A 13,182-nucleotide genomic window follows, 5' to 3' on the forward strand; every position below is an offset into this window, starting at 1 on the left:
GTCATTGCGCTGAAACCTTTTTCTGACAAACTGCATATAATCGGAATTAACTGCATTAAGAATTTCCAAATATGCTAGATTCATGGTAAATCACACATCCACCCAGGTTTTAATCATTTCCTTATAACTTCTACCTGTAGTTATTTTCGTTCCTTTTTTATCTTGTAAGGTGATGACATACCGGCTGTTAAAATATTTTTGTACGTCCTTTACTTCATCCTTATTTATGATTGCTGCGCGATGCACCCTTAAAAAATTAGGGGGTAATTTTTGTTCCAATTGGGATAAGGGTTCTTCGGTTAAAAAAACGCCCTCTTTGGCGTGTACCGCGACATAACGTTCTTCTGCGCTAAAGTGACTCACTTCCTCCAGTTTTATAAAAACAAGTTTGTCGTCTTTTTTAACCGTGATGGAAGTCATCGCGTGCTTTTCGCTCTTAGCGGATAGCTCTTTTAACAAGCCAAGAATATTTTGATTTGGAATGGTTTTGCTGAATTGCTTTAACTTATTTACCGATTGCTGCAAGCGCTCCAGGCGCACCGGTTTTACCAGGTAATCGATGCTATTGGTTTCAAAAGCTTGTAAAGAATATTGATCGTAAGCGGTACAAAAAATCACGATGGGGATATACGTCAAGGTTTCCAGCAGCTCAAAACCGGTTAATTCCGGCATTTCAATATCCAGGAAAATAAGGTCTGGTTTTAAGCTTTCGATTTTTTCTTTGGCCATCAAACCGTTTTCGGCAACGCCTATCACTTCAAAGGTATCGGTGAAATTCTCCAGTAAATTGAGTAATCGTTTTCTTGCCGGCGGCTCGTCGTCGATAACCAGGGTCTTATATATTCTAGTCATGGGCGTTATTTTTTTTAATATCGATCAGGATTTGTTTTTTAGGGCTGTTTTTCCAACTTAAGGACGCATTTTTGCCATAGCTTAACCGCAGTAGGTCATAAACCGTTTGCAAGCCGTGGCCGCTTACCAGGCCTTCCGGAAAATCGGGGCCATTATCGCTTACGCTTATTAAAAGCGTTTCCTTTTCTTTTTTGATGTTTAAACCTACCCTGGCTTCACCGCCGATTTTGGAAATGCCGTGTTTAATCGCATTTTCCACCAAAGGTTGAAGCATGAACATGGGGATTTTCTCTTCTTTTGCCACTTCGTCAACCTTGAGCGTGAATTTTAAGCGCTCCCCGAAACGTATTTTTTCAATCTCCAGATAGTTTTCCACCAGGGCTACTTCTTCGGCGACCGTGCTCATTTTTTCGCCTTTTTTATTGATGGAATACCGAAACAAATCGGACAGGGACAGGGCCATTTTTTCTGTTTTATCGGCATCGTCTTTGGCCAAACCTGCAATAGAATTTAATGCATTGTATAAAAAATGCGGGTTGATATGCGACTGCAACAATTTTAACTCCGATTGGGCATTGAGTTCTTTAAGGCGGCTTAACTCAACGTCTTTTTGTTTGACGAGGGATTCTGAAAAGTGGTTTAGGTAGATTAGGATGCCTCTACCCAATGACAGGAATATTGAAATGATAAACCAAGGGAAGTAAAATTCTAAAAAATTTACATCTTTTAGAGTTACTTTATCATTCAACAAATACATAAAAATTAATAAAGGCAAGTGAAGTGCGATAAAAGTGAATGTTATTTTTAGTATGAGTTTATAAGAAAAGTCAAAACTTTTTTTTATGAATATTCTTTCTAAAAAATAAAGTAGTGTTGCACTAATAATTGCTAAAGGACCAATAAATATTAAACTAAACATGATATCTCCACTCCAAGTAATTGAACTATTGAATACCGTTAAATATTCATAAATCCATTTAAGATTAATAAGATGAAATGCTATGAATACCATTGGAAACAGGTAATTGAAGTAATCATGTTTAAATTTTCTATTTCTATAAAGACTAAATAGGAGAATAAATACTATGATTCCAATTGCTGTAACTGTGCTGATAGCCAACATCTTCATTTTCTCTTTACTCAAAAAAGAATAGGCATACCGCCAGGGATAATAAGTGTATAAATAATCTTCAAATTGAGTTAAAAAATCATCTGAATACAGTTTCTGTAATAAAAATTTGTCTCTATCTTTAATAAAGAAATCTAAGCTGGTTATCTTTTTGTTACGGAATAAAGATCTTCCTTCCACCTCCGAATCATTTTGGAGAAAAACTAATTTCCTTAATAACCCTGCTTTTAAAGATTTCTTCCTTACTTCGTGGCTATTAATAACATAAGAGCGTTCCTCAGGAAGATAAACTTTCATGTAAGGACGTATTTCCAACTTGTTGCCCTTCCTGACGTTCCAAGGTATCTCTAAAAAATGTCCATTTGCTAAATCTATAATCTGCTTGTTAGGATTAGTATAAATTGATTCAGAAATAAAGCGGATATGTATCCAAGGCTCAGTAATTTTACTGGAAGGCTTTAAAATACGAATTTCCTTGTTCGGCAATATTTCTCTAATATCTGAAATCGTTTCTTCGAGCAATAAACTATCTTCTTTAGTCGCTTCCTCTAAAGTAATGGAAATAGGCCCTTCCAATCTTCCGAAAAACGAAGTCTCTCCGTCAAATATCCTATCTTTTACGTATTCCCAATTGGCAGTTTCAGGAATCATTGTATTATGCTTGCTTATTTCTAGTGCTTCTGTAACTAAGGCTTTCTCAGAACTAACCAAAAATGGTGTGATAATTAAAATAAGAATAAGTGCTATGAGCTTTTTCATCGTGATATCTTTAAAAATCTATACCACAAAAGAATGGGAATCGTTTCATCTACAAAACCAGTTTCGGTTGAACTGCACCTATGGAGAGTGAACTGCATTTTTAGGTTGCTAAGTTTGGTTGAAGCCATTCCTGTTATTGAACTCATTTAAACTTTTCGCTTTGAAGCGAAAATTAGCAATTTTTTGTTCATTTGAAAGCTTTTTTGACTTGCATAGCATCGCTATGGAAGGATAAAAAGACGAAAAATGGGCATAAAAGAGCAATTTTTTAGCCAATGGAAAAAGTTTAAACGAGTTCATTGAACTCATTAGCTATAGTTGGACCAATTACAGCAATTTTTCGATTTTTGCTTTTGCAACGTAAGGCCGAAGATGCGATCCTTGTTCTACAATAGTCCCCTCCTTATCGATTAATAAATAATAAGGGATCCCACTAATTCCAAAAGCAGCCATAAAATCCCGACTTTGATTTTGATCCAGAAAATAATGTTCTCCGGCCAATTGATACTTGTCTAACGTGGCTTTATAAGCTTTTTTATTGGATTGGACACAGAAATAAATAAAGACAACATCTTGGCCTTCCATTTCTTCCATGAGTTTTTTAGAATTCGGGAATTCTCCCAGGCAAGGGGCACACCAGGGTGCCCAGGTATCCGCATAAATAACTTTGCCCTTATGGGTGGCCAGGAGGTCTTCGATTAATTTATCCACTGAAGTCCCCGCTGTTTCTTTTAATAGGGCTTCGGTCGCCAGCTTAGGGGACGCTATACGCTGCTTGGTTTCTTTATAATGTTCTTCCAGCGGTTCGGCTATAAAAGCTTCGGTAATGTGCACATCGACCAGATCCCTATATCTTTCATAAAGTCCTATCTCCGCTTCTTCAAATTCCTGTCTGAATACCTCGGCCAATACCAGTTGCCGCAATAAACTGTCTTGGGTGTGTTTTATAATGCCATATATTTTGACGGAATCCAGCTCTTTTGCGCCTCCGGCCATGCCGAATTTGGTACGGTATTTCTCATTTGATTTTTCATTCCAGGTCTTGGTGCTGGCATAACCATAATGATACCGGTTCACAAAATTCATTAAGGCATAGCCACTCAGTAACATAGGTTTGGTAATGGGGAGACGCTTTTTTAAAGAATCATAGTAGGTTTCGGGAACATCCCATGTTATTGGCAGGTTGTTTGACACGCGGTGTGCCTGGGGATAAAAATATAAGGCGTTGTAATAATCTTGCTCGATATAGGTTTTTGCCCAGAGTAGGGTTTCTTCATTGGGCGAATATTTCTCGGCAAATCTGCGCAATAAATCAGTACTCTTCTGCTGTAAAGTATCGAGATACTTCTGATAGTCATCGACTCCATATTCTTTTTTGGAATTCTTCTTGGCATCCCAATCGGTATAAATTTCATTTGAAAAATACATTTCCTGAAAATGCGCGGCGTCTTGATTGGTCGCAACAGCATCGCCAGAAAACTGTATTGATTTTAAAATTGGAACCCTCTCAGGGGTTTTTGCATCAAAACTCATATGAATACTATCCCCAGGATGTGTTAAAACCAGAAAATTCATACCAGGGTTCACCCATACATCAGTCGGGGTATAGCTTTTAAAAGACGTTGAAAAATGCCCGGTACTATCAATTTTAGAATCGAGAGCTATTCGTTTTACGCCGACCCGGTTTACGGCAAAGGTAATATTGGGATCTGCTGGATCAAAATTGGAGATTTTACCGGTTAAAGTAACGGTCTTTGGATTGTCGTAGCTGTAGGTATTCTTTGACTTCTCTTTTTTACAGGAGATGGAAATGAGCAATACCAGGAGTATTAGTTTTTTCATAAGTTGATTTTTAGAGGCTTAATTTTTGATTATTGGTTTTACCCCTTAGTTTCTTGTTTACCCCCTCGATCGCCCTAAAAGGGGAGGTTTTGGAAGTTCAGTTTATAAGTCCCCTTTAGGGGATTTAGGGGTTTTTGATTTAGGGGTTATTTATTAGCCTTTTTATTTCTTCGAGTACATTGTGTAATTTATTTATGACCTCATCATTTGTAAACCGTATTAATTTTAGATTTTGAAATTTCAAAAGTTCCGTTCGTTCTTGATCTTTTTTTATTTGTTCTGTCTTATCGTGGTATTTGCCATCAACTTCAATAATTAATCCCAATTCATGACAATAGAAATCAACTATAAAAAGATGAATGGGATGTTGTTTTCTGAATTTATAACCGTTTAATTTCTTGTTCCTCAATTCATTCCATAGCTTCTTTTCGGCCGGGGTAGTATTTTTTCTCAAATGCCTTGCTTTCTGAAAAATCGACGGCGTTGCTCCTTTAAACATACTGTCATCGTGGTATAAATTATTCTTTGATTCCATTGGTTATTGGTTTTACCCCCTTGGTTCCTTGTTTACCCCCTCGGTCCCCCTAAAGGGGGAGGTTTTGGAAGTTCGGTTTAAAAGTCCCTTTTTAGGGTTTTCGCATTAAACACAAAATTGCTGTTGATAGCTCATTTCAGCTTTAACTTAATTTTATTTTATAAATAAACCCACTGTTAAGCATATAACAAAGTCTTTTCCGCTGAACTGCACCTATAAGGAATGAACTGCATTTTTTACTATTGTTCCCTAGTATTTATTGCGCTAGATTGGTCAAGAATAATTTTCCGTGCTTTGTTGAGTCCGATACCCACGAACAAGAGAATAATCCCAAACGCCATTTCTTCCCAGACACTTAAAAAGTTAAATTTCGCACCATCATTAGAGCTAATTTCTTCAAAACTATTTTTAATAATGTTGGCTACAATAAAGCCAATCCCGCCAAAAAGGAAGATTTTGTTTAGAATAATAAGAAGTAACACGATATAATCTTTTGGCGGGGTTTGTTTTGGACTTACAAAAATGTTTTTAAACAAGTTGATAAGAATCAAAAAGGCAAAAAACAATAAGAGGATAAAAACAAAGTCTTTGAACATTGTTGGGAATTGCGCCTGGAGGAGGTTGGCTTGAAGGTCAAAAGATTGTTTTTGCATAATTAAGGTTTAAGTTATTATAAATTAAAGGGTGTTACCATCTATCATGGCACTCGAACACGGGCGACATAAATTTTTGTTTCCGGTAAAAGGTTTTTAAGTTTTTTTATGTTTTTGGAGGAGATTTTATTGACAAATGAGAGGTTTTCTATTTTTAAATTCTTTAACCAATCTGGAATTATTATTTTATTAATATTGAAAACCTCTAAAACCCAAATTTCACCTAGATTTTTAAGGCTTTCAGGAATTGTATCTCTTACAGAGATCCAGCCGTTAGTTATAATTTTGTAGTCTTTCGGAGAAGCTGTTGTACTGTTTTCTATTTCATGTTCTACAACAGCGTCATTTTTCTCTGATTTTTTGGATACTTTAAACGATATAACGGTAATTCCCTTATTGACTTTTTTTCCGTTTATCTGTTCATTGATCTCCACTTTAGTTTGTGGAAACCATTGTAGTATTTTATCTTTTTCGGATGTTGATATTGTACCTTTTATCTTCAAATGGCCTATTCGAATATCTTTAAGCCAACCTGGAATATGCACTTCTTCTTTGAATTCCAGGCTTAAAGTATATATTTCATCGAATTTTTTTAAAATTTCCGGTACTTCAATAATCCTTAGATTGATCCCTGAACCTCTAACCTCTGTGGGGATATTCTGCAGAGCTAACTTTTGCTGTAATCCCTCATGGTCAACATCTTTTTTCCTGATCATCCAACTGATCTTTGGCGTGAGCGCAAAGGTCTCCGGGTTTTGCTCCAGGCCTATGAAGCCGCCCCACAATTCCAACATGGTTTCTTCTGTGTGGCCACCATTCACTTCTATAAATTTTAAATCGACTTTTACCATTTCTTCGGGTAAGCTTGCGCCGCCTTCCAACTCTTTTAAGTTGTTTCGTTTCCCATCTTTGTCGTAAGGAAAGAATTTCACAATCCAACCATCAATAATATTTGGAGCACCGTATTTTTCCTGGGAGTGATACTTAAACATATTTCTCCAGAAGTCTTTGTCTACATCCCCATTTGAAGCTCTTACAAATTCCTGAAGCAGAGGTTCAAGTTCCCCGGTCCACCATTTTAAATTGTATTCTTCTAGCTTTCTGGTCTTATCAAGTATTTTTTGCCAATCTTCAGGAGTTCCTTCTAAAGTGATTTTAGGAATACCGCATACCACGAGCATGTGCACAAATTCAAAGTATGGTTCCATAGCTTCCATGATGGTGATTTCAGAAGCTACTTTTTCAATCGGTGTAGTAGTTGAAAAATCTGATGTCAGGATACTGATGAGTTCTTCCCCGGTATGTTCGGCTATTTGTGAAGTAAATTTGGGAAAAACAGCTTCCCATTTTTTTGCATCTGAGGTCAGGCCATCTTCTGATTCTACTACCAGGCTAAGTTTCCCCGAAAAGTCAACAAAGTGTTTCCTTAAGAGTTCAGGATTGGCATTGACGTGCCGTGCAAATCCCTGGCTAATCAGTAACCAAACCATATCTGGCGACAACACAAAAGGTCGGTGGTCTGCATAGGCAGCGTACATGCCATTAAAAAAAGAATTGTAACCATAATTCACCAGGCTGTCCGGTGCGGCACTTTTTGCCACGATTTGGTAATCGAAATCAATTGAGTGCTTTTCCAGGTCCCAATTGCGAAGGTCTGCATCTTTTAGGATTAGATTCTTATAAATTCTATTATAAGATTGTACCCGCAATAGCTTATCTGGTTTTGACAGCTCTTCTACCTCAAAAGTTATCCCTTCTTGTGCAAAGAGTGTAAGCGGAAAGTAGATCAACAAGATTTTTATGAGGTGCTTCATGTTGTCGGGTTTTTTGTTTAAATGAACAATCGCTCGTTCCAAAATGGCAGGGATTTATTCATATATCTGAATTGATCCATCTTGTGGTTTTAATTAAATGACATTAGACTTCCAAATATTGCCAGGCCCGCAAAGAGGAAAATCAATAATGCCACGCCTATCAGCGATATTATAAGCCCGGCAATGGCCAGGCCATTGGGTTTGTTGAATAATCCAACAAAAGACAAAACCAGGCCCAGTAGCCATAAAATCCAACCTAGAAGTGGAATCCATCCAAGAAATAAAGCGATTAAGGCTAAAACAAAACCTGCAGTTCCCGTGCCGTTAGAGTTATTTTGTCTTGGATTCACAACTATAGTTTGCCCCTGACTATCATTTTCCGGTTTGTATCCTTGTGAATTTTGATTCATAATTAATATGGGAATTTTAATGAAATATAATTATTATATAATCAAGGGTTTGTATAGATTTTTGAAAATTGATTTTTGTGAAAATCAATTGTTTAATTCGTCTTTTACCTGGATAATGGTAAACGTGTCCATTCTTCATTAACCCAATTTCCCATATTATTTTTCCAGGCCATCATTAACGTTTTTTCATTTTTCAATTCATACCGAAGCGTTCCACGACTTCCATTTAAGTTGGGATCCATTGAATGTTTTATAACATTCTCTACTAAAGTGCTATCAGTTTTTATTTCATAAGTGCCATATTGCCCAATAGTTGTACCTTTTTTGGGATCTTTTGTTCCCCAGGTTACAAAGGTGAAAAACGTCCTGTCGGGATTAATTAATTTATAATTACCAGATAATACTGGTATTAATTCTCCATTCTTTGGATGTATTATTCCCGTTTGCCTCCAGATTCCAACAATAGATTCTGATTCTGGGATTTGAGTTTGTTCAGCTTGTGCATTCGCTAGCATGGAAGCGGTCAGGATTAGTAGTATAAAAAGATTTTTCATTTTGTGATTTATTTGAATTATGGTTTTTTTTTGAGTGGGTTTGATTTTATAAATTTGATGAATTGTAAACGAAATTCCTCACTTCCTTTGAAATATTAATATCAATTCCAATTACGCTGTTTTTCTTTTCACCATTGCTTACGAATGAAATCCAAACTTTACTATAATTTTTAGTTTCCTCTGATGCGTTAAAAATTATTTTTGCACAGCCTTTTCCAAATGATTCATAATCTTCAATAGGCTTACTAACATCAAAAAGTTCTACTTTTATAGTGCTTAAAGATCCTTCTTTTGATTCAGTTGAAGGATTTCCTATAAATTTATACTCAATTTTCCGGCATTCTGTTAATGTTTTAATTTCAGAGATTGCTGCTGCTATATTTTTATCGGTTTTAGAAAACGGATCTGATTTACAGGACGAAAATAAAATCAATGCCAATCCAATGAGCAGTATTATTTTCTTATTTTTCATCTTTTAAGGTGCTAATATCTACCTTTGGTTTTGGTAGGTTTATTGCCTTAATTTCGGCCTTGCATTGGTCTACCATTTCCTGGGTCATTTTATAGCTGTAATTTCCGTAGTCGTTATAATCAAATTCCCCTACGTAGAAAAATCCATATTTATCAAAGAAATCGGTTAGGTCTGTCTTGCTAACTTTAGAGGCTGTTTTTACAAAATTTAGTTGATATTCCGCAGGATTATTACCCCTGGCTCCCCAGCCACCAGAATGTCGTGAGCCTTGCCCTTCCTTTCGAATAGCTTCTCCTTGTTGGCGAAAAGCTTCAAAAAGATCGGGATAAAAATCTGGGTTTTCACCTATCCCCGCGAAATAGAGTTGTAATTGCCAAAATGGAACTACTCTATTAAAAACATCTCCATCCTGTAAATAACATATATCTCCTTCAATAATACTTTCTCGTGATTTCGCATAATTATTCTGTCTGGAAATTCGGCTTTCATTGCCGAAAGAGGTGGTTACGTATAAGGAGAAAATATTATTACTTACCTCTCCTAAGCCGCCCCAATTAAAATATGGGCGCAACTGGTGTACATGGCCAACCTCATGGCTAAAGCCCCAGCAGGGATCGCCTTTTATCACTCGGTCTGGATCTACCACCATAGGCATTGCATTACCGGGATCTGTACCCATATACGCAACTCCATCACCATCTCTGAACATATAGTAATTGTAATTTACTCTTGCTAAAATGCGGTTTTTGGGAACTTTGTCATACTTAATCAATCCCAAAATGCGATGTTGTCTATATACCAGGGAATCGTAATTATTTATCAATTCCATTCCTCTATTGTAGGCATATTTCTTTATGGCCGCTGCCGGGTAGGCAATTTGGATATGTTTTCCACGGGCATCTACTATGGGGTAAACAGCGTTATCTACCAGCGCATTCCAGTCTGCATCACTATCAGTAGTGCTGTCAAAATAGCCATTTACCTGGGCAGCTGGGAAATGAACTTGTATTTGCTTGTCTTTTTCCGGCTCGTCAGAAAAATAATCTATGTAAGCCAGGCCATCGAATTCTGTTAGGTTTACAATGTTAACTCCATTTTGAAGTGTGAATTCCTTTTTTTCAATACCCCATCCCGCCGGATCTTTAGTTGGATCTGTGCCTTCAGGCGCATGGCGGTTCCAGTTTACGATTACCAGGCCTACTTCAGTGTCCTCGTTAATTCCATCTACTAGTACAAGCTGCTTTCCTTTTGGCATATAAATCCCTGTAATATTTTCATACTTGCTATAACCGTCTCCTATCATTAATTGCTGTCCTAATACGCTAGGGGATAGGTAGGCTTCATAATTGGCCATACGAAAATCAGGGTCGTAGTTTTTGGAATATAATTTACTGGCTGTTTCTTGTAATCGATCATTTTTAATGTTGGCAATATCCCGTTTTTTAACCTTCTTTTTTAAAGAAAGAGCCATGGGAGTTTCAAATACAAAGAGGTCCTTGTATATAGAGGCTATTTCGGTAGCTGATTGGCCGTGTGCCGCTACTATAAAAAAAGTAGCAATTAGAATTGAAATTAATTGTTTTTTCATGTTTGTATGAATTATTTTTAGGTGCTTCAGTAACAATAGTTTGTAGTTTTAAAAATCATATTTCTAGAGAATTAATTAATCATAATATCAATTTAGCATAAGTTTAATCTAATAAAAAACCCTGAAAACTAGTTCTTTTAAGCTTCAGGGTTTTTAAGGCTAACTATTTAAACATGAATACAAATTTTAATTTATCTGCAGCTCTTTACGTTCCCCATCTACTCCTACGGCATAGAATTTATCTTCATCGTCATAAGAATCTACACTAAAAGAGGTTCTAGGAGAAACATAAAGAATAGCTCCATCTCTTTCTTGCTGAAATACTGTAGCGTTACCGGCTCCTGAAATACTAATATCTGTACCAGAAACGCTAACACTGCCAGAAGACAAGCTGCTTGAGCTTTTATATAAGCTTACACTTTGATCATGGATATATTGAAAGGCATCGCCAGGTTCAGGATAGCCTTTAGACTTTACATAGGCAATAGCATCATCGGCCATTTGTTGGGTAACGGTGAGATTGCCCTGCCCGTAATCATCCAAATCAAAACTACCGGGCGTAAGGAAGCCCCAGGCCTTAAAGAATTCGGTAAGGTCTAATTTGGCAACATCTGAAGCTATCTTAACGAATTCAACCTGGCTTGCACCTGGATTGGGCTGATTTTCCTCTACACGAACCATTTCGTAAACATCTTTATAAAAATCTTTTTGTCCGCGCACATTATCCATGTATAATTGTAATTGCCAAAACGGGATCAACTTTACAAAAACATCGCCTTCTTCGGCATGTGCTTTTTGGTTTAGAAGATTGGTAAAGCCTTTTTCATAACGATTGTTGTACTTTCCTAAATCTTCTACATCAATCCTGGCTCCATTACCCCAACTAGTTTGTACATATAACGAATGTATGTTATTGGTGACCTCTGTCATTCCCAACCATTTTAATCCCGGTCTGGTTTGGTTTACGTGGCCTACCTCATGGGCAGGGCCCCAGGGAGAAGACTTTAGGGTTTGAGGATTTGTAAGTGCTCCCATGGTTCCTTTAGCATATTCTGTACGATATGAAGTAGCGAACATATACATATCCTGGTGGGTATTGGTTCTAAAGTACATACGGGTTTTATTTGCCCTGTCGTACTTATATAAGCCCATAAAATCTTGCTCCATGTCTACCAACTCATCATAAAGTCCAATAAGCTCTTCTACGTCATTGGTGTTTTGGCGTAAATCATCTGTAGTAAAAGTTAAATGCGCAAATTCCCCAAGGATATCAAAATGACTATAACCGGCATTTCCTACAAGTTCTTGCCAATCTGCATTGGTATGTTTGGCAATGTCGAAATAACCATTAATTTTTCCGGTAGCAAAATTTGCTTTTACTGTATGGTCTTGTTCATCCTGGTAAATAAGGTAGGCTAGACCTTCTGTAGTTACTTTAAATCTATTCACTCCTGGTTGTAATACATGGTCTTCTCCGCCAAATCCCTGGTTATGATTTACCACACGAAGCACTATTTCGCCCTCAAAATCATCCATAAATACAACCATTTCAGTACCCCAAGGTACCTGAATACCCGTTACGTTATCATAAAGCCCATAAGGAACGGTTTTGTTTTCGGTAGCGATTATATTAGGGTCTGGATAACTTTTAAATTCTCCTATTCTAAATTCATCATAAACATCTTCATGGATAGCCATCGCCATATTTCTAATAAACTCATTCTCTATGGCTTCAATATCTTCCAGGCTTGTGCCGGGCTTTAATTTTGTAGCTGCTTTATCTTCAAAAATGCTTAAGCTTTCTTCAACAGAAGCACTTTTTTTGTAAAACTCAATTTCGGCTAGGCTAACAAAGTCGTTAATTCCTTCAGTTACCGAAATTTTTAGGCTTTTGGGGTTTATAAAACCTTCTGGGAAGGGTATAATTTTAGGGTTTCCAGGCTTGTCAAAATCAAATTCCAGGTACTTCTGGTATTCCTGGTCCTCACGGCTTTGGATATGAATAATCCCTTTTTTAATTCGGCCGTTGCTTTGATCATTACGTGGATACAGGATTAAATAATCAATTTTTTCGGTATCCTCTGTAAAAAAATATTCTAATTCAACCGGATATTCTGTTCCATTACCCCATGGGCTGTGATAAATTGTACTTTTATCCCCATCTATTGACTTTTGAATATCTGTACCAGGTTGATGTTGACTGGCAATAGCATCTTCCAGGCTAATTTTTTCGTCTTTTGCAATTTTATTAGCATCTCCAGGATCGTATTCTGTAGGAGGCTCAGGTTTTGCAATGGGTGGTTCTGTGATTTCTTTTTCTATCTCATCTTTATCGGAACAGCTAATGCTCACTAAAAGAAAAAGCATAAAAAAAATAGGAGATTTCTTGGTGATAATTTTCATATAAATAATTTTAGATAATGTGGGATATTTGATTGAAAAGAATTCAGCTTTTTTTGGAGTCGAGTGTTTATTAAAATAATTTTACGTGGCTGAAACTTTTTTAGGATTGAATATGAAACGAAATCCTATTAGATCATGGGGTGAAAAAAATACTTATTTCCAACAACTAAA

At 36.7% G+C, this 13,182-nt stretch carries 11 protein-coding genes; all 11 read right to left on the minus strand.

Annotated features, from left to right (window positions below; translation table 11 throughout):
- Positions 1-90: 90 nt before the first annotated feature.
- The 11 genes from B5X51_RS12075 to B5X51_RS12125 all read right to left on the minus strand — a co-directional run bounded on the left by B5X51_RS12075 (position 91) and on the right by B5X51_RS12125 (position 13,011).
- The gene (locus tag B5X51_RS12075) at positions 91-852 is read right to left on the minus strand and encodes a LytR/AlgR family response regulator transcription factor (RefSeq protein ID WP_079721446.1); all 762 of its coding nucleotides are present in this window, start codon (positions 850-852) and stop codon (positions 91-93) included.
- Complete coding sequence (locus B5X51_RS12080; RefSeq protein WP_079721447.1) at positions 845-2,740, minus strand: sensor histidine kinase; 1,896 nt, start codon at positions 2,738-2,740, stop codon at positions 845-847. The genes B5X51_RS12075 and B5X51_RS12080 overlap by 8 nt, the downstream gene beginning before the upstream one ends.
- Positions 2,741-3,067: 327 nt before the next feature.
- Positions 3,068-4,582 carry a TlpA family protein disulfide reductase gene (locus B5X51_RS12085; RefSeq protein WP_079721448.1) on the minus strand — a complete coding sequence of 505 codons (1,515 nt, stop codon included), beginning with the start codon at positions 4,580-4,582 and terminating at the stop codon, positions 3,068-3,070.
- 139 nt (positions 4,583-4,721) lie between these two features.
- Positions 4,722-5,117, minus strand: coding sequence for an endonuclease domain-containing protein (locus B5X51_RS12090; protein ID WP_245828746.1), 396 nt, complete (start codon positions 5,115-5,117; stop codon positions 4,722-4,724).
- A gap of 239 nt (positions 5,118-5,356) precedes the next feature.
- Positions 5,357-5,770, minus strand: coding sequence for a hypothetical protein (locus B5X51_RS12095; RefSeq protein WP_079721449.1), 414 nt, complete (start codon positions 5,768-5,770; stop codon positions 5,357-5,359).
- A 44-nt stretch (positions 5,771-5,814) separates the two neighbouring features.
- Complete coding sequence (locus B5X51_RS12100) at positions 5,815-7,584, minus strand: DUF4419 domain-containing protein (protein ID WP_079721450.1); 1,770 nt, start codon at positions 7,582-7,584, stop codon at positions 5,815-5,817.
- An 89-nt stretch (positions 7,585-7,673) separates the two neighbouring features.
- Positions 7,674-7,994 (minus strand): hypothetical protein, encoded by a 321-nt coding sequence (locus tag B5X51_RS12105; protein WP_079721451.1) that lies wholly within the window; start codon positions 7,992-7,994, stop codon positions 7,674-7,676.
- 104 nt (positions 7,995-8,098) lie between these two features.
- Positions 8,099-8,548 carry a DUF4488 domain-containing protein gene (locus B5X51_RS12110; RefSeq protein WP_079721452.1) on the minus strand — a complete coding sequence of 150 codons (450 nt, stop codon included), beginning with the start codon at positions 8,546-8,548 and terminating at the stop codon, positions 8,099-8,101.
- Positions 8,549-8,594: 46 nt separating this feature from the next.
- On the minus strand, positions 8,595-9,020 hold the full coding sequence (locus B5X51_RS12115) for a hypothetical protein (protein ID WP_079721453.1): 426 nt from the start codon (positions 9,018-9,020) through the stop codon (positions 8,595-8,597).
- Positions 9,010-10,608 carry a M60 family metallopeptidase gene (locus B5X51_RS12120; RefSeq protein WP_079721454.1) on the minus strand — a complete coding sequence of 533 codons (1,599 nt, stop codon included), beginning with the start codon at positions 10,606-10,608 and terminating at the stop codon, positions 9,010-9,012. Before B5X51_RS12120 ends, B5X51_RS12115 begins: the two co-directional genes overlap by 11 nt.
- Positions 10,609-10,794: 186 nt before the next feature.
- Entirely contained in the window at positions 10,795-13,011 is a 2,217-nt protein-coding gene (locus B5X51_RS12125) for a M60 family metallopeptidase (protein ID WP_079721455.1), read from the minus strand.
- Positions 13,012-13,182 lie beyond the last annotated feature (171 nt).

Origin of the sequence: Salegentibacter holothuriorum, assembly GCF_900168045.1 — a bacterium.
Classification (GTDB): Bacteria; Bacteroidota; Bacteroidia; order Flavobacteriales; family Flavobacteriaceae; genus Salegentibacter; species Salegentibacter holothuriorum.

What these genes read in the sequence shown, in the direction of transcription:
- B5X51_RS12075 (WP_079721446.1), bottom strand. Translation starts at nt 852, where the DNA reads ATGACTAGAATATATAAGACCCTGGTTATCGACGACGAGCCGCCGGCA.
- B5X51_RS12080 (WP_079721447.1), bottom strand. Translation starts at nt 2,740, where the DNA reads ATGAAAAAGCTCATAGCACTTATTCTTATTTTAATTATCACACCATTT.
- B5X51_RS12085 (WP_079721448.1), bottom strand. Translation starts at nt 4,582, where the DNA reads ATGAAAAAACTAATACTCCTGGTATTGCTCATTTCCATCTCCTGTAAA.
- B5X51_RS12090 (WP_245828746.1), bottom strand. Translation starts at nt 5,117, where the DNA reads ATGGAATCAAAGAATAATTTATACCACGATGACAGTATGTTTAAAGGA.
- B5X51_RS12095 (WP_079721449.1), bottom strand. Translation starts at nt 5,770, where the DNA reads ATGCAAAAACAATCTTTTGACCTTCAAGCCAACCTCCTCCAGGCGCAA.
- B5X51_RS12100 (WP_079721450.1), bottom strand. Translation starts at nt 7,584, where the DNA reads ATGAAGCACCTCATAAAAATCTTGTTGATCTACTTTCCGCTTACACTC.
- B5X51_RS12105 (WP_079721451.1), bottom strand. Translation starts at nt 7,994, where the DNA reads ATGAATCAAAATTCACAAGGATACAAACCGGAAAATGATAGTCAGGGG.
- B5X51_RS12110 (WP_079721452.1), bottom strand. Translation starts at nt 8,548, where the DNA reads ATGAAAAATCTTTTTATACTACTAATCCTGACCGCTTCCATGCTAGCG.
- B5X51_RS12115 (WP_079721453.1), bottom strand. Translation starts at nt 9,020, where the DNA reads ATGAAAAATAAGAAAATAATACTGCTCATTGGATTGGCATTGATTTTA.
- B5X51_RS12120 (WP_079721454.1), bottom strand. Translation starts at nt 10,608, where the DNA reads ATGAAAAAACAATTAATTTCAATTCTAATTGCTACTTTTTTTATAGTA.
- B5X51_RS12125 (WP_079721455.1), bottom strand. Translation starts at nt 13,011, where the DNA reads ATGAAAATTATCACCAAGAAATCTCCTATTTTTTTTATGCTTTTTCTT.